This window comes from Alistipes intestinihominis (genome assembly GCF_040095975.1).
In the GTDB taxonomy this organism is placed as follows: Bacteria; Bacteroidota; Bacteroidia; order Bacteroidales; family Rikenellaceae; genus Alistipes; species Alistipes senegalensis.
In genome coordinates this window covers 303,168-320,781 of record NZ_JBBMFL010000003.1, presented here as the reverse complement: position 1 = coordinate 320,781, position 17,614 = coordinate 303,168, and the positions used below count along the sequence as shown (strand labels likewise).

15 protein-coding genes are annotated in these 17,614 nt (G+C 54.3%); 8 read left to right on the top strand and 7 right to left on the bottom strand.

All coding sequences use genetic code 11. The annotated features are described in order from the left end of the window. Positions 1-125: 125 nt before the first annotated feature. The 6 genes from WMO46_RS04465 to WMO46_RS04440 form a co-directional block, all read right to left on the bottom strand. Positions 126-1,094, bottom strand: a complete 969-nt coding sequence (locus WMO46_RS04465; RefSeq protein ID WP_217955235.1) for a hypothetical protein — start codon at positions 1,092-1,094, stop codon at positions 126-128. Positions 1,095-1,288: 194 nt separating this feature from the next. Next, positions 1,289-1,735 (bottom strand): hypothetical protein, encoded by a 447-nt coding sequence (locus tag WMO46_RS04460; protein WP_217955234.1) that lies wholly within the window; start codon positions 1,733-1,735, stop codon positions 1,289-1,291. Positions 1,736-1,742: 7 nt separating this feature from the next. After that, positions 1,743-2,345, bottom strand: coding sequence for a hypothetical protein (locus WMO46_RS04455; protein ID WP_288116055.1), 603 nt, complete (start codon positions 2,343-2,345; stop codon positions 1,743-1,745). Next, positions 2,342-3,208 (bottom strand): PD-(D/E)XK nuclease family protein, encoded by an 867-nt coding sequence (locus tag WMO46_RS04450; protein ID WP_288116056.1) that lies wholly within the window; start codon positions 3,206-3,208, stop codon positions 2,342-2,344. Before WMO46_RS04450 ends, WMO46_RS04455 begins: the two co-directional genes overlap by 4 nt. A 761-nt stretch (positions 3,209-3,969) precedes the next feature. Beyond that, a complete protein-coding gene (locus tag WMO46_RS04445; RefSeq protein WP_168948847.1) occupies positions 3,970-4,218 on the bottom strand; it encodes a helix-turn-helix domain-containing protein in 249 nt (82 codons plus the stop codon). Further along, positions 4,196-5,443, bottom strand: coding sequence for a site-specific integrase (locus tag WMO46_RS04440; RefSeq protein ID WP_168948848.1), 1,248 nt, complete (start codon positions 5,441-5,443; stop codon positions 4,196-4,198). The genes WMO46_RS04445 and WMO46_RS04440 overlap by 23 nt, the downstream gene beginning before the upstream one ends. A gap of 463 nt (positions 5,444-5,906) precedes the next feature. Between WMO46_RS04440 and WMO46_RS04435 the strand changes: the two genes are divergently transcribed. The 6 genes from WMO46_RS04435 to WMO46_RS04410 all read left to right on the top strand — a co-directional run bounded on the left by WMO46_RS04435 (position 5,907) and on the right by WMO46_RS04410 (position 12,780). Then, positions 5,907-6,986: an efflux RND transporter periplasmic adaptor subunit gene (locus WMO46_RS04435; RefSeq protein WP_019151299.1), complete on the top strand. Its 1,080-nt coding sequence runs from the start codon at positions 5,907-5,909 to the stop codon at positions 6,984-6,986. A 12-nt stretch (positions 6,987-6,998) separates the two neighbouring features. Further along, positions 6,999-10,040 (top strand): efflux RND transporter permease subunit, encoded by a 3,042-nt coding sequence (locus tag WMO46_RS04430; RefSeq protein ID WP_196016424.1) that lies wholly within the window; start codon positions 6,999-7,001, stop codon positions 10,038-10,040. Next, complete coding sequence (locus tag WMO46_RS04425) at positions 10,037-11,380, top strand: TolC family protein (RefSeq protein ID WP_195498016.1); 1,344 nt, start codon at positions 10,037-10,039, stop codon at positions 11,378-11,380. Before WMO46_RS04430 ends, WMO46_RS04425 begins: the two co-directional genes overlap by 4 nt. A gap of 410 nt (positions 11,381-11,790) precedes the next feature. Next, a complete protein-coding gene (trxA, locus tag WMO46_RS04420) occupies positions 11,791-12,240 on the top strand; it encodes a thioredoxin (protein ID WP_019151302.1) in 450 nt (149 codons plus the stop codon). Beyond that, positions 12,240-12,434, top strand: coding sequence for a 4Fe-4S binding protein (locus WMO46_RS04415; RefSeq protein ID WP_019151303.1), 195 nt, complete (start codon positions 12,240-12,242; stop codon positions 12,432-12,434). The genes trxA and WMO46_RS04415 overlap by 1 nt, the downstream gene beginning before the upstream one ends. Continuing rightward, complete coding sequence (locus tag WMO46_RS04410) at positions 12,427-12,780, top strand: MarR family winged helix-turn-helix transcriptional regulator (protein WP_026076644.1); 354 nt, start codon at positions 12,427-12,429, stop codon at positions 12,778-12,780. The genes WMO46_RS04415 and WMO46_RS04410 overlap by 8 nt, the downstream gene beginning before the upstream one ends. Before the next feature lie 84 nt (positions 12,781-12,864). On the opposite strand, the gene WMO46_RS04405 is transcribed toward WMO46_RS04410, so the two are convergent. Continuing rightward, entirely contained in the window at positions 12,865-13,569 is a 705-nt protein-coding gene (locus WMO46_RS04405) for a FadR/GntR family transcriptional regulator (protein WP_019151305.1), read from the bottom strand. Positions 13,570-13,698: 129 nt separating this feature from the next. Here WMO46_RS04405 and WMO46_RS04400 point away from each other — a divergent pair, with 129 nt between their 5' ends. Both WMO46_RS04400 and WMO46_RS04395 read left to right on the top strand, forming a co-directional pair. Continuing rightward, on the top strand, positions 13,699-14,889 hold the full coding sequence (locus WMO46_RS04400) for a FecR family protein (RefSeq protein WP_349093890.1): 1,191 nt from the start codon (positions 13,699-13,701) through the stop codon (positions 14,887-14,889). A 23-nt stretch (positions 14,890-14,912) separates the two neighbouring features. Continuing rightward, on the top strand, positions 14,913-17,612 hold the full coding sequence (locus WMO46_RS04395) for a zinc-dependent metalloprotease (RefSeq protein WP_195498018.1): 2,700 nt from the start codon (positions 14,913-14,915) through the stop codon (positions 17,610-17,612). The last annotated feature ends 2 nt before the right edge of the window (positions 17,613-17,614 follow it).

Here is a 17,614-nt window from a genome sequence, read left to right as displayed (position 1 = left end):
TCTCAAGAAACCACGTAATTGACTATATTTCAATAATTTCAAAGAACTATTTATCAACTTTTACGGGACAGTAGTGATTTATTATACTTTATAATTCTCTTCCTACTTATTGGAGTAAGGAAATATTACACTTTTTTGGATTTTACGGCTCTCTTATAATCGTGAACTGTCGCAACTTCTTCGGCAAAGCGTTCTTTTAACTCTGTTTCGTATTTACCGTATAAAAACGGCTGCATACTTTTTATTAAACTTGCTTTGCTCCTTTTTGCTTTTGTATATTCATCATCCCCGACATAATCTTTGAGATAAGCGAGGTAACGATCATAGCCGTCGGATACTGCAAATATATATCTTTTTATCCTATTTTGCAACACTTTCGATGAGCAGTCCGGAATCTTTGAATAGTCTACTATATCATTGGTGAAAACAATATCTTTCATGATAGATCGGAGCAAATAAACGCAAAATATAGCATACCGACGTTTAAGTAAATTTTCTGCTGTCGGATCGGGAAAACCAAAAGTCATTAGCTGTTTTCTCGATAATTTTATTTCATAGCGAAGTAGATTTTTAGGCAACTTTTCTCTATCGGCGGCTTTTATTTTCTTTTCCAGAATATAGTCTGCGATTTTATCGTAAAATTTAATATCATATTCCGCCATTTTGCATTTCCGACCGTATATTTTATTTGTTCCACTTCGCGGCGGCATGGGTATAAATTTATTGCCTTTGTATTCTGAAATCGTTTCAATATATTTCATCGGAGTTTCACCCATAGAGATATTCACTCCAATTTCAATGCTATTTATCCGAAAGGCTGAGAGTGGTACTCCAAGAAATGTTGCAATACCACGTAAAGTCTCTGCGGCTTCGCGGAATGTAAAAGGCTTGTAGTTATGCTTTTTGGCAAATTTATGCAGAGACCCCGTTATTCTTAATAATGAATATGTATGATAATAGGTTAACTTTAATGATCTCCATTGCCCACGTCGTAAATTTTTAGCTTCGTCAAAAATAGGCAAAAATTCATCTAACTTATCTTCGATAAGCCCGTCACTGATACCAGCAACTTGCATTATAATTCGGTCTATCATCTGATTTTGGATTCAATAAAAGCTACGGTCGTTAATTCGGTATACCCAAATATACAAAATCTCTACGATTTTGACCTTTAATGTTCGATAAGTGTAATTACAGAACATTGGAAAAGTAACAATAAAAGCGATCCCGAAAGATCGCCTTTATAATATTTGAAAATGTTAGGCCGAATTGTTAGCCCTCTAATTTTTTAGCGGGCATCGGGCTTACTGACTATTACAGTTTGTTTCATGCAGTCGATGATAATTTCACGGCCATCCCATTTGTACTTAAAGAATGTTGGCAGACCTTCGTAGGGATTTTCTTTAACATACGGTTTAACACCGTGTTCCACCGTAAGGTCCAAGTGATAACCGAACGGATAAGGAGTTCCAAACTCAATATTCCACAGTATCTCATTTTTGTTAAAACGACAACGATACGCTAACAACAGTTGTTCGTACTCGTTGAAGCCTTGGAAAACATCCTCTCCGCTGTCGAGAGTAGATTGGTACTTGAGAACTTCATTCATCTTTACGCGGTCAGCCGTACCGACAAGTTCTTTCAGTGCCTTAATGTCGAGATTGACTTTCTTGGGTTGTGCGAATCCGGTAGCTACTACCAAAAGCGCAACGAGGATAAGAATAAATCTTTTCATAGGGTTTCTAATTTAGATCGGTTAATAGTGGATTTAAGATGTGTGTCATGAAATCATTGAAACAGTTCTCCATCGTTTCCTCGGTTAAATTTTGATCAGGGACGATATGCAGTTCGATAGATTTGTCCTCGATTTGAATATCCCATTTTTCTATCAGTTCCTTTTCGATATTCGTTGTGATTTTGTTGAACACGGATATATCGGGATTCATTTCTCCAACGGTTAGATTGAAGTAAATGATATTTTCTTGGTTGCCGGACATTGCATAGCCAATTATCACCGAAAATTCATTAACAATCTTTCGCCGGAATTGATTGTAAAATATCAATGAGGAATAGATTCCGACCTCGTTATGCAACTGAGGCATTTGTTTCCTGCCTTTTGCCCTTATATATGGGAATAAGGAGATTGTTAGTCGCTCGGAATTCCGTTCGTCAATTTCATATTTCAATTCCGGCTTGTCGTTCAGAAATTGTTGAACCCGATTTTGAACTTTGTCATAATACGATTCGAGGATTTCTCCTATGACATTCGTCGTGTGGCAAATAGCGTCGGCAAGCATCGGCATATTTGCCAGACATTCATTGGTTAATTGTGTTAATTTGTTCATAAGGCGATATTTTTTAATTGGGTGATTACGTTAGTGTAAAACTGATATATGCTAACTAATTGTCGGGATATTTGTTCCGTATCCGGCTTTTGTATCCGCTTGTGCGGCCCGTTGCATAACAACTGCATCAGAGCCGATAAATAATCTTCTGCAATACGGTCCAACGGTTCGCATTGGATAATCGCGTTAAATACGGAACAGTAATCGCAATAGCCCCACTGGTTATCCAATGCATCTTTTCGGTTGCAGTCCGAATAGCTGACGGTCAAATAATACCTGTCGTATGCAGGGAATGTCCGTTCTGCATAAATCCGATAATCATCGATTTGATTTTTCCCGATACGCCCGTCCGAAAAGCGACTTTCGATTTTATTCTCGATAATTAACACCCACCGGTTCCGTTCATCCGTAATTGTCAGATCGGGAATCCGGCCCGTAATTTTTCCGCAGTCTTTGATCTGCTCCTCGGCTTTCACCTGATAGGTTTCACTGGCTTGAATGTGTTGTAACAATTCGTCTTTGCCGGATAAACATTCCGCAGATTTTATTAATGCCGATAAAATAGCCTTGTTGGATTCGAACAGATGAGCGAGATATAATGTATGTGCAGGCTCGTAAGCATGCTTTTTAATGATAGCTAAGCATGATGGCCGTTTCAGAAAAGCATAGCGATCTAAAAAGGGTGCAACATATCTGTTGTAATTCTTGTCAACCTCATGCGGGTAGAGTGCTTTGATTTTTGCGAGGGCGTCGAGTTGGCTGTTTACCAATGATGCCTCTGCAAGAATTCGCTGTTCCTTGTCTTTTTCGACAAGGATTTTCAGCTTCGCTGTAAGTTCATGGAATTGTTCGGGTGTAGGCATAAAAAACGTGGACCTTTAAGTTTATTTGTTTCTGAGGTATCGCCAAACACCTTACTCCCAAATAAGTAAAAGCCCACGCTGGAATACAACGTGAGCATCAACTTTTACCCTTGGGAGTTCCTTTAAATTGGCGATTTTCAGAAACAAGAATATAAGCTAACGCTTTATATTAATATGTCAGTTATTTTAAATATCTCTGTTTATTGTAATTTTAATTGGTTCCGAAAACAAAGTTAGAAATTTTCCGCGGGACTGCAAGAAAAAATTACAATGGCTGGATTTCCAGAAATCCGTTCTTATCTATACAGACTACCCGTACCTATTTTGAAATTTATTCCAATTTAAGGGGTGGGGTCTGTAATTCGCATCTGCTCGCAGTGCTACCTGCATACCCCTTACCTGCGAATTAGGTTGACACGGATTTATACAATCTTTGTATATATATGCACTTCGTATTGATAAATACACACATTAAATTACTTGCCGCGATCTGTTTCAAATTAGCTGTATCTGCAAATTTAATTTCAAATGCGCACTGAAACACAACCGCCTTTTTACCCCTTTTTCTACTGGTTGCTACGGTTAACCTGATTTCAATAAAACGCTATAATGTACTATACATGAATAAATTAAACGTCTTTTTGTGCGTTTTGTAAAATAGCCTTTTGAAAGCCCGAAAATTTGGTCCTTTCAAAATACAAAAAAGTGGTTAAACCGATTCAACCTCGTCGGCACGGAATTATCCCCGATTACAAAGGAATCTATTTAAGTTTTAACAACCGGGCGCAATTATCTTTCAACCACGTCGAACAATGACTTTTCCGAATCAATGCGACAACTTCTTCCGGATAATACCGAATTATCCGTGGACTGATACGAACGTAATTAAGGCGTCCTTCATCCCGGTATTTTTGCAATGTGCGCAAACTGACATGCAAAATGTCCGCAACTTGTTGCGAAGTAAGCAATAGATCACCCCAATTTCTGCTATTCTGCTCTTTTGTATCCATGATTATTCAACTTATTCAATACATCAATTGCATCATTCATCTGCGACTGCATGATCTTCGCATAAATTTCCGTCGTGCGAATACTGGCATGGCCGAGTAAATCCCGAATTACAACCATATTCTGCCCTGAACGAACCAAACGCGACGCAAAGGTATGTCTTCCTACGTGCGTCGAAAGGTTTTTCTTGACACGCGCTAAAACGGCAACTCTTTTCAATGCAAGATTGATTCGCGCCACGGCGCAATTTTCCGCACAGACTTTTTCCTCCCTTGACATGCTGTCGTATTCATAAGGCAAAATTCCCCGGAATATAAAACCATCCGGCGTGATGGGAACACCTGCCGTTTTATATCGTCTTTCACGCATGGCGCATATCTCTTTAACAAGATCGCTCGCAGGTATTTTAAGCTGACGGTCTGTTTTATCCATAATGATCTGTATATAATGCCCGTCATAATTCTGCCAGCGCAATTTCAAAATATCGCTGATACGTATTCCCGTTTCGGATTCAAACACGAATAACTGCCGCGCATCGTATAATTTTCCCTGCATAATCAATTTTAAATTGCGTACACGGAAATATTCCCGCTCCGACAAGCAGGGGCGTTCCGTCGGTGTGGATTTCATTTTATATTTGCGAAAGGGATTATTGCGAATATCCAAACGAAATTCCTCATACATTTCCGCAGTCAGTTCTTTCAGCGTCTTCATATTCGTCGTTACGGTATTGATTGAATTTCCCAAATCCTCCCGCAAATAGTTTTCGTATCGCAATAAAAGTTCGTAAGTCAAATGGCTCACCGAAAATTGATCTTTTCCGATAAACTTTTTAAATTTCGTAATATGGGAATGACATTTATTATAAGTCCGGACGCTCGTATTTTCTTTACGCGATAAATAATTCTGCGCATAAACAAACATATCCGCTGTTGTTCTTTTATGCAACCGATCACGCACCGCATCGATTCCACGCTCAGGCTCCATGGCTTCACACAATACAACGACTTTGTTAACCTCTGCGATTCTCCTGCGTAATTCATTATTGAGCCGTTCATGCTGCAAGTCGGATTTTTTCACTATTCCCCGGGATGCATCCCAGTTCTCTGGCTTTACACGGATCAATGTTACATACATTGAACGACGCTCGTGCGTAATTCGCATACACACGGGCAAGACTCCTTTTTGATTGGTTTTGTCCTGACGAAGAATAATAGCTGTTCTCATAATTGTATAATTTTAATGAAACATAAACAGCGGGTAAAACATAGGTAAAACATTTTACCACGTAGGACAACAAATAATATAAAAAGTTTTGACAATTGCAAACGGGTTAGAAGTTGAAAATTAGGCGTTTGCTTTTTCAAAAACTTTTTTGTATAATTGCGAAGCAATATTATGCACAACTGTCGGTGTCACAAGCAAGAGGCCATACAGAGGCCGCGATCAGGCAGTTACAGCGATGTAACTGCTTTTTTTATCGCAAAACGGTAAAAAACAGGTCTCCCCGTCAAGGCCCGGAGATTTTCACCCCCGAATTTTTCCGTTTCACCGGCAGAACACAGGCAATCCGCACCGGAAGCCGTAACTTTGGATTTCAACAGGCTGTTTTGCCGGAACCGATCGCGGACAAAACAGCATTTTATCGTATCTTTGCATACGACTCTCAACGCAAACCTTACTCTCTGATATGAACAAAAAGAAAAAATGGATCATTACGGCCGTTATTCTCGTGGTATTCTGCCTGGCTCTGGGCCTCTATAACCTCATGAACGGCAAAGGAGCCGCCGAGCCCGATGCCGATGCCGCGGTCGTCCCGCGCCGGGCGAGCATCCTGAATGTCAACGGGCTCGTCATACGCCCCCAGCAGCTGACCGACGGGATCACCACCGTAGGCAACCTGCTGCCCGACGAGGAGGTGGACCTCTCGTTCGAGACCTCGGGCAAGATCGTGGCGATCAATTTCAGGGAGGGCACCGCCGTCAAAAAAGGCGACCTGCTGGCCAAGGTGAACGACCAGCCGCTGCTGGCACAGTTGCGCCGCTACGAGGCGCAGCTCAAATTGGCCGAGGACCGCGTATACCGCCAGAGCGCCCTCCTGGAAAAGGACGCCGTCAGCCAGGAAGCCTACGAGCAGGCCCGCACGGAGCTGGCGACGCTCAACGCCGACATCGACATCGTGAAATCGAACATCGCGCTCACGGAACTTCGCGCACCGTTCGACGGCGTGATCGGCCTGCGGAACGTCAGCGAGGGCGCCTACGCCTCGCCGAACGTCGTGGTGGCCAAACTGGCCAAGATACAGCCGCTGAAAATCGACCTTTTCGTCCCGGAACGCTACGCCAATCAGATCAAACCCGGCACGAAGCTCTCGTTCACGGTCGATGGACAGCAGGCGACTTTCCAGGGCGCGGTCTACGCCACCGAATCGAAAATCGACCTGGCGACGCACACTTTCGCCGTGCGCGCCCACTACTCCAATGCACAGGGACGGCTGCTGCCGGGCCGCTTCGTCACGGTGCAGATCCGCCTGCACGACATTCCCGACGCCATCGCCGTGCCGACCGAAGCCATCGTTCCCGAGATGGGCGTGGACAAGGTCTACCTCTGCAAAGGGGGCCGGGCGCACGCCGTGGAGGTGACGACCGGCCTGCGGACCGACGCCGAAATACAGATACTCGAAGGACTTAGTGTCGGCGACACGCTCATCACCTCCGGAACCCTCCAGCTGCGCGAGGGTCTGCCCGTCAAACTCGACACCGTCGAATAAACCGTCCGCCGCATGAACATCTCCGAACTGAGCATCCGGCGGCCCGTTCTGGCCTCGGTGCTGACGATCATCATCCTGCTATTCGGCTTCATCGGGTACAGCTACCTCGGCGTCAGGGAGTATCCCAGCGTCGATAACCCGATCATCTCCGTCCAGTGCTCCTACCCGGGCGCCAACGCCGACGTGATCGAGAACCAGATCACCGAACCGCTCGAACAGAACATCAACGGCATTCCGGGCATCCGCTCGCTATCGAGCGTCAGCAGCCAAGGACAGAGCCGCATCACCGTGGAGTTCGAGCTCTCGGTGGACCTCGAAACCGCCGCCAACGACGTGCGCGACAAGGTGTCGCGCGCCCAGCGCTACCTGCCCCGCGACTGCGATCCCCCGACGGTGACCAAGGCCGACGCCGACGCCTCGCCGATCCTGATGGTCACCATCCAGAGCGACAAACGGTCGCTGCTGGAACTGAGCGAGATCGCCGACCTCACGGTCAAAGAGCAGCTGCAAACCATCAGCGACGTGAGCGGCGTGCAGATATGGGGCGAAAAGCGCTATTCGATGCGGCTGTGGCTCGATCCCGCCAAGATGGCCGGCTACGGCGTCACCCCCACGGACATCAAGAACGCCCTCGACCGCGAGAACGTCGAACTGCCCTCGGGCAGCATCGAGGGCAACACCACCGAGCTGACCATCCGCACGATGGGCCTGATGCACACCACGCAGGAGTTCAACGAACTGGTCGTGCGCGAGGACGCCGACCGCATCATCCGCCTGAGCGACGTGGGACGCGCCGAGCTGGGCCCGCAGGACACGCGCAGCTACATGAAGATGAACGGCATCCCGATGGTCGGCGTGGTGGTGATCCCCCAACCGGGCGCCAACCACATCGAGATCGCCGACGCCGTCTACAAGCGCATGGAGACGATGAAAAAGGACCTCCCGGACGACGTGGTGACCTCCTACGGATTCGACAACACGCGCTTCATCCGCGCCTCGATCGACGAGGTGAAACAGACCGTCTACGAAGCCTTCGTGCTGGTGATCATCATCATCTTCCTCTTCCTGCGCAACTGGCGCGTGACGCTGATCCCCTGCATCGTCATCCCCGTGTCGCTGATCGGCACCTTCTTCATCATGTACGTCGCGGGATTCTCGATCAACGTGCTGTCGATGCTCGCCGTGGTGCTCTCGGTGGGGCTGGTCGTAGACGACGCCATCGTGATGACCGAGAACATCTACATCCGCATCGAGCGCGGCATGACGCCCCGCGACGCCGGCATCGAGGGCGCCAAGGAGATCTTCTTCGCCGTGATCTCGACCTCGATCACGCTGATCGCCGTCTTCTTCCCGATCGTCTTCATGGAGGGTATGACCGGGCGTCTGTTCCGCGAATTCAGTCTGGTGATCTCGGGCGCCGTGGTCATCTCGACCTTCGCGGCGCTGACCATCACCCCGATGCTGGCGACGAAGCTGCTCGTCCGCCAAGAGAAAAAAAGCTGGTTATACAGCAAGACCGAACCCTTCTTCGTCTGGCTCAACGACTTTTACAGCCGCACGCTGGCGGCGTTCCTGCGCCGCCGCTGGATCGCCCTGCCGATCGTGGCGCTGACCGTCGCGCTGATCGGCTGGCTGTGGAGCACCATTCCGGCCGAGATGGCCCCGCTGGAGGACCGTTCGCAGATCTCGATCACCACCCGCGGCTCGGAGGGAGCCACCTATGAATATATCCGCGACTACACCGAGGAGATCAACCGCCTGGTCGATTCGCTCGTTCCCGAATCCGAGTCCGTGACGGCCCGCGTGTCGAGCGGCTCGGGCAACGTCCGCATCGCCCTGACCGACATCTCGACCCGCAAACGGTCGCAGATGGAGATCGCCGAGCAGATTTCGGCCGCCGTGCGCTCGAAGACCAAGGCGCGCTCCTTCGTGCAGCAGCAGAGCACCTTCGGCGGACGCCGCGGACGCATGCCCGTGCAATACGTCCTTCAGGCCACCAACCTCGAACGGTTGCAGGAGGTCCTGCCCGAATTCATGACCCGGGTCTACGAAAGTCCCGTGTTCCAGATGGCCGACGTGGACCTGAAATTCAGCAAGCCCGAGGTGCGCATCGAGGTCAACCGCGACAAAGCCAACCTGCTGGGCGTTTCGACGCGCAACATCGCCCAAACGCTTCAATACGGGCTCAGCGGCCAGCGTCTGGGCTACTTCTACATGAACGGCAAACAGTACGAGATACTGGCCGAGATCAACCGCCAGCAGCGCAACAAGCCCGCCGACCTGCGTTCGATCTACGTGCGCAGCGACAAGGGCGAGATGATCCAGCTGGACAACCTGATTTCGATGGCGGAGAACGTCGCGCCGCCGCAGCTCTACCACTACAACCGCTTCATCTCGGCCACCGTGTCGGCCGGACTGGCCAAGGGCAAGACCATCGGTCAGGGGCTCGACGAGATGGACCGCATCGCCGCCGAGGTGCTCGGTGACGACTTCCGCACGGCGCTGGCCGGCGATTCGAAAGAGTTCCGCGAGAGTTCGTCGAGCCTGATGTTCGCCTTCGTGCTGGCCATCCTGCTGATCTACCTGATCCTCGCGGCTCAGTTCGAGAGTTTCAAAGACCCGCTGGTCATCATGCTCACCGTGCCGCTGGCCATCGCCGGCGCGCTGGTCTTCATGTGGAGCACGGAGCAGACGATGAACATTTTCAGCCAGATCGGCATCATCATGCTCATCGGACTGGTGGCCAAGAACGGCATCCTGATCGTCGAGTTCGCCAACCAGAAGCAGGAGGCGGGGCTCGGCAAGATGCACGCCATCGAGGAGGCGGCGTTGCAGCGCCTGCGCCCGATCCTGATGACCAGCGCCTCGACCATCCTGGGCCTGCTGCCGCTGACCGTCGCCACGGGCGAGGGTGCCAACGGACGTATCGCCATGGGCATCGCCGTGGTGGGCGGCATGGTGGTCTCGACGCTGCTGACGCTCTACATCGTCCCGGCGATATACAGCTACGTTTCGACGGACCGAATCAAGAAATCGAAAAACAACGACGCATGAAAAGAGCATTATTGACAGCCATTCTGTTAGGGGCATACGCCGCGGCCGGAGCGCAGGAGACGCCGGCGGCCTGCGAGGCGCCGGCCCCGCTGACCCTGCGCAAATGTCTGGAGATCGGACTCGAACAGAACTACGACGTGCGCATCGTCCGCAACGAGGAGCGGATCAGCGACAACGACGCCACGGCCGGAAACGCCGGGATGCTGCCCGAAATCGGCCTCTCGGCCGGATACTCGGGAACGCTCGACAACGACCGCACCACCACCCCGCGCGACGGCGACGCCGTGAGCGAATCGGGGGTCTACGACCAGACGGCCAGCGTGGGGCTGGCGGTGAACTGGACGCTGTTCGACGGATTCCGCATCCGCACCAACTACAAGCGGCTGAAGGAGATGCAGCAGATGGGCGCCCTGAAGACCCGCATCACCATCGAGGATTTCATGGCCAGCCTCACGGCCGAATATTACAACTACATCCAACAGACGCTGCGCCTGCAAAATTTCCGCTATGCCGTGGGCCTCTCGCGCGAACGGCTCCGCATCACCGAGGCGCGCGTGCAGGTGGGCAACTTCTCGCGCCTCGACCTGCTGCAAGCCCGCGTGGACTTCAACGCCGACAGTTCGAAATACATGTCCCAGCACGAACTGGTCACCGCCTCGCGCATCCGCATCAACGAACTGCTGGCCAACGAGAACCTCGACGAAAAACTCTGCATCTGCGACACGCTGATCCGCGTCAACAGCACCCTCGAATGGGACACCCTGCTGGAAAAGACCCTTTCGGCGAACGCCTCGCTGCTGATGGCCGAGCACGACAACACGCTGGCCGAACTCGACCTGAAAACCGTCCAGGCGCGGAACTACCCCTATGTGAACCTGACGACGGGATACGGTTACAGCCACAACCGCTACGGCAGCGGCACGAACCGTTCGCGCGGGACGCTGGGGCTGAACGCCGGGGTGCAGGTCGGCTTCACGATCTTCGACGGAAACCGCCGCCGCGAACAGCGCAACGCCCGCATCGGCATCGACAACGCCCGGCTGACGCGGCAGCGGCTGGAACAGTCGCTGCGCGCCGACCTGTCGAATTTCTGGCAGGCTTACCGGAACAACCTCGAAGTGATCCTGCTCGAAGAGGAGAACCTGATCGCCGCCAAGGAGAATTACGAGATCGCCATGGAACGCTACCTGCTGGGCGACCTGCCGGGCATCGAGATGCGCGAAGCGCAGAAGAGCCTGCTGGACGCCGAGGAGCGCATCCTCACGGCGCAGTACAACACCAAACTGTGCGAAATATCGTTGCAACAGATCAGCGGCAACGTCATGGTCTACTTGGAATAGCCGGCGTAAAACGCCGGATTCAGGTAGACCGTCCCGAAACACCCGGCCGACAGGCAAGTAGTTCACCGTCATTGCGAGGCAATCGCAGATGCCGCGGCAATCCGACTGCACGTTGCAACCTCACAATGCCGCCGCCGGATTCCCACGCTCACTCACGCTCGCCCGGAATGCCCCACGCTTCCCGAATAAGAATCCCCCGCGCGAGAGGCGGGCTTCAAAGGGCGATGGCAATTTCGGCACGCTTTCCAGCCTGCCCAGCACCCCTACCCTCCTCCCGCAACAACCCGGCATCCCGAATGCGGTGCCGGGCTTTTTTTCGTTTTTTCAATTATTTTCCATCAGAAATTTGTTTTATTGGAAAATAAACCCCATCTTTGCATCGTTATTGATACGGAACAACAAAAAACAAGATGAGAAAACTGCTCATAACCGCCTTCGCGCTGCTGGCCTTCGCCGCCGGAAGCCAGGCACGGACCAACGACAAAAACACGAAGAATATGAAAACGATCGCATTGACCAAGGCCGACTTTCTGAAGAAGGTGGCCGACTATGAAAAGAATCCCCAGGAGTGGAAATACCTCGGCGACAAACCCGCGCTGATCGACTTCTACGCATCGTGGTGCGGCCCCTGCAAGGCGCTGGCTCCGGTGCTGGAAGAGCTGGCGGCCGAATACGGAGACCGGATCTACATCTACAAGGTCAACACCGAAGAGGAGCAGGAGCTCGCCGCGGCGTTCGGCATCCGTTCGATCCCCACGCTGCTGTTCGTCCCGATGAACGGCAAGCCCCAGATGGCGCAGGGCGCAATGCCCAAGGCGTCGCTCAAAGAGGCCATCGACAAAGTAATGCTCGGCAAGTAATGGCGCTGGTCATCGACCCCCTGCTGTGTCCGCAGAACCACCGCTGCCCGATGATCCCGATCTGTCCCGCAGGCGCGATCTCGCAAAAGGGGAACGCCCTGCCGGAGATCGACCCCGAAAAGTGCATCGAATGCGGCAAATGCGTGAGACACTGCGGCAGGCAGGCCGTACACAAAGCGGAAAGGCATGGATAAACTGTGCAGAATACGCGATTTGCAGCGTGCCGTGAACCAGTTCGAAGCCGCTTTCGAGAAACGCTACGGCATCTGCCTGAACGAAGGCATGGCTCTTTGCAGCCTCTCGAACGCCGAGCGCATGTGCCCGGGCCGGCTGGGAGAGCTGCTGGGGCTCACCCCGTCGAACACCTCGAAGGTGCTCCGCTCGGCGGAGTCGAAAGGGCTCGTGCTCCGCGAACTCTGCTGCAAGGACCGCCGGCAGATGCACTACTCGCTGACGACGAAAGGCCGCGAACTGCTCGCCTCGGTCAGCTGCCGGGAGATCGAAATACCCGAAATACTGCGCAAATGGCTGTGCGGATAGAGAATCCGGACACATAGACGCGGCGCATCACGGCGAACGGCCGCCCCGAAAGGGGTGGCCGTTCGTCATTTCCGGCCCGAAGGGCTATTCCAGAAAATGATTTTCGTCGTTGTACGTGGCGGCGAACTCGCTCAGCGACTTCAGGTGGCGGCGCAGCATGGCGACGGCCCCCTCCTCGTCCCGTTCGCGCACGCAGCGCAGCAGTTCGCGGTGTTCGAAGCAGACCTCCTCCTGCGGGACCGTGCAGACGCGGTAGCGCTGGTAGTAGCGCAGCACGTCGGGCGTGATGACCAGCAGCATCGAGGCGATCACCGGATTGTGGGCCCCGCGGGCCAGCGCCTGGTGGTAGGCGAAGTCCTTCGACACACGCTCGTCGGTATAGAATTTCTCTTCGCATTCGATCAGGGCCTGTTCGATGTTCTCCAAATCCTCGGGCGTGCGGTTGCGGGCGCAGAGCTTCACGGCTTCGAGTTCGAGCAGCACGCGCACGTAGACCAGCGACGCGAAGTCATACTGCTCGATCTGCAACGCATCGGTGATCAGACGCTCCAACACCTGCATCTTCTCCTGCGCCACGACCGTGCCGCTTTGGGGAAAGGTCTGGACGATGCCGTAAAACTCCAGCTTCTGAAACGCCGTCCGCACGTGGGCGCGCCCCACCCCCAGCATTTCGGCAAGCCGCCGCTCGGCGGGCAGGCGTTCGCCCGGCTGCAAACTCCCCGAATAGAGTTGCTCCTTGATGTATTTGAGTACGGTTTCTACCTGTTTGACATTCGGTGAATGGTTCATGGCTAAATTCTGTTGATACTGCAAAGGTCGTAAAAAAACCAATCAAACCAATAAATTTCGAAAAATCTGTCATACTTTTTTCGGTTCCGCGCATTCTTTATCAAACTACCTGCAAACAGAACCTGAAAGATGATCGACAATTCAGAGCTACTGGAACACTGGACCGAGCTTTTCATCGGATATCTCAACGGCACGCTCAGCGAAAGCGAGGCGGCCGAATTCGAAGAGCTGACCCGCGACCCGCATTTCGAGGCGCTCCGCGAGCAGCTCACGACCAGCGGCCACATCGCCGGCCGCATGGCGGAATACGACGGGTTCGACGCCCGCAGGGCTTTCGGACGCTTCCGCACCGCCGCGGGCCTCGGCAAACCCGCCGGCACACTGCGCCGCTGGGCCGTCGCCGCAACGGGCATCGCCGCAGCCGTGGTCGTGGCCGCCGGAATCGCGTTCCTCACCCGTCCGGCGCCGAGCGAGCGCGAACGCACGCTGCAACTGGCCGACGCCATCTACCCCGCGCCCGACAAGGTGACGCTCACGCTCGCCGACGGACGCCGGCTGCAACTCGACGGGCAGGCCGAGCGACAGATCGACGGCGTGGGCCGCGTCAGCTACGGCACCGACGGCGTGAAATACGAAGCGGCGCCCGAGATCGCCGAAAGGGCCGGAGAGGCGCCGCTCTACAACGAGCTGTCGGTCCCCGACGGAAGCAAATGCCTCGTCACGCTGGAAGACGGCACCCGCGTATGGCTCAACGCCCGCTCGACGCTCCGCTACCCGGTGAAGTTCGCCGCCGGGGAACGCCGGGTGGAGCTTTCGGGCGAAGGATTGTTCGATGTCACGCACGACCCCGAGCATCCGTTCGTCGTCGAGGCGGGCAAAGCGACGATGACCGTCCGCGGCACGAAATTCAACGTGCGCGACTTCGACGACGAGGGCATGGCCAGCACCACCCTGCTGGAAGGGTGCGTCGAGGTCGGCAACCGGAGCGGCAAGGTGACCCTCGAACCGGGCATGCAGTCCCGGACGCGCGGCGCGGCCGAAGCGCTCGACGTGCGCGAGGTGGACCCCGCGGCCTACACCGCGTGGACCGAAGACAAGATCGCCTTCTACAACGCCGATCTGGAGGAGGTTCTCGCCGACATCCGCCGCTGGTACCGGGTGGAAATACGGGTCAACGTCGATCCGGCGCAGTACGCGCTGACGGGAAAGATCCCGCGCGACTTCTCGCTGGCGCAGGTGATCGACCTGCTGGAGGCGATCACCGACCTGGAATTGGTGATGCCTGACGAAAAAACACTGATCGTGAACAAGAAACAATAAACAAACACCTTAATCCAAACCGTATGATACGAAAAGGCCTATTCCTCGTGTGTGCGCTGCTCATCCCGGCGCTCCTGCTGGCAGCCAAGCCCTCGAAAAGCAAGGGCAAGAACAAGAAAAAAGCGAAAACGGAACAGACGGACACCGCCTCCGTCAAAAAAACCTCCGACTACGACAAGCTCTTCAAGGGCAAGAAATGTCAGACCGTCAAGGGCCTCGTGACCATCCACAAGGTCGATGGCGAGAAGCTCTACTTCGAGCTGCCGATGTCGATCTTCGGCCGCGAGATGCTGCTCGGATCGACCGTTTCGGAGACCAGCAACAACGACCACGGCGTAGTGGGCTACAAGGCCAAGGACCCGCTGCACGTGACCTTCGCCAAGGAGGGCCACAAAAGCGTGCAGCTCTGCCTGGTCAACGACATTTACAGCGGCGACGGCAAGGACAAGGGCATCGACGAAGCGGTGCGCCGCTCCTCGATCCCGGGCATCTACCGCGCCTTCAAGATCGAAGCCTACAACGCCGACTCGACGGCCGTGGTGATCGACGTGACGAACCTCTTCATGGAGGACAACGACGATCTGACGCCGTTCGACCCGTACAGCACCTTCGGCTACAAGCCCTTCTCGCGCACCACGTCGTTCCAGAAGTCGAACAGCCATCTGGGCGACATCAAGGCTTTCGAGGACAACGTGACCGTCAAGAGCTACCTGAGCTACACCACCACCGTAACCTACTCGAACGGCCCGATGATCGGCAAGATCGAGGACAAGCGCGCCTTCACGGCCCTTGTCACCCGCACGCTGCTGCTGCTCCCCGAGAAGGAGATGCGTCCGCGCATCGCCGACCCGCGCATGAACATCTTCGTGACGGGCAAGGCCCGCTTCTCGTCGAACATGAACCGCGGCACGCTGCCCGTCTACTACGCCCGTCACTGGCGCGTGGAGCCCAAGGATGTCGAGGCTTATAAGCGCGGCGAGCTGGTCGAGCCGGTGAAACCCATCGTCTTCTACCTCGACACGAACCTCCCCGAGGCGTGGAAACCCTACGCCCGCGAGGGTATCGAACAATGGAACGACGCCTTCGAGAAGATCGGCTTCAAGAACGTCGTTCAGGTCCGCGACTACCCCACCCCGGAGGAGGACCCCGAGTTCGATCCCGACAACCTGAAATACTCCTGCATCCGCTACGCCCCGCTGGCGTTCCAGAACGCCATGGGCCCCTCGTGGGACGATCCCCGCACGGGCGAGATCATCACAGCGTCGGTGATGGTGTACCACGACATCGTCAAACTCCTGAACCGCTGGCGCTTCCTGCAAACCGCAGCCGCCGACCCCAACGTCCGCACGATGAACATCCCCGACTCGATCATGGGCAGCGCCCTGCGCTACGTCCTCTCGCACGAGGTCGGACACTGCCTGGGCTTCATGCACAACATGGCTTCGTCGGCGGCCATTCCCGTCGATTCGCTCCGCTCGCCGTCGTTCACGCAGAAATACGGCACGACCTACTCGATCATGGACTACGCCCGCTTCAACCACGTGGCACAGCCCGGCGACTACGAGCGCGGCGTCAGCATGATGCCTCCCCGCATGGGTCTCTACGACGAGTACGCCGTGAAGTGGCTCTACACCTACCTGCCCGACGCCAAGACTCCCGAAGAGGAGCAGCCTTGGCTCGATAATCTCGTCCGCTCGCACGCCGGCGACCCGATCTACCGCTACGGCAAGCAGCAGATATTCAACACGCTCGATCCCACGTCGCTGTCCGAGGACCTCGGCGACGACCACGTGCGCGCTTCGGAGTACGGCATCAGGAACCTCAAATACATCATGAAGCACCTGAACGAGTGGTACGGCGAGGACGACAACGACCTCACGGCCCGCGAGGCGATGTACAAATACCTGCTCAACCAGTATCTGACCTACATCAACCACGTCTACAACGTCAAGGGCGGCATCATGATGAACGAGCGCAAAGCCGGCGACCCGCGTCCCTCCTACTCGTTCATCGACGGCGACTACCAGCGCCGCGCACAGCAGTTCCTGATCGACCAGCTCCACGACCTCGACTGGCTCGACGATCCCGTGCTGCTCAAAGAACTGCCGCTGCAAGGCAACCTCTCGGTGCGCGTACAACGTATTCTCGTGGCCTGCATCGAGGCCGACAAGGGCAGCTTCGGCCGCATGATCGACCCCGCCCCGAACGCCTACTCGCAGCTCGAACACGGCGACGACGCACTGAAAGGCATCTTCCTGCACACCTATCAGGGCAAGAGCCTCACGCCGCGCGACCGCAGCAACCAGAACTCCTACGTCGATATGCTGTTGATGATCACCCGTCTGGCTCCTCAGAAAAGTTCGGAGAAAGGTATCGCCGACGACGAGCGCGGCATCGGCTTCGCCCCGCAGCTCGACGAGAACGGCTGGAACATCTCGACCGGCAACGTCTATGCCGAGGCTCTGGGCGACGGCGACATGATGTCGCGCATGGAGCGTCAGTTGGAAGCCGACCTGTTCGGCACCTCCAACACCCCCGAGGAGGTCGGCGGATTCGGCTATTTCCGCTCGCTGACCGAATCGCTCTCGCCGCGCGACGCCATGTACTACGGCCGTCTGATCAAGGTCCGCGACCTGCTGCGCCAGAAACGCTACACCGGCGATCAGGAGACGCGCAACCACTACGAACTGCTGCTCCACCGCATCGAAGGCGCTTTACAGTAATT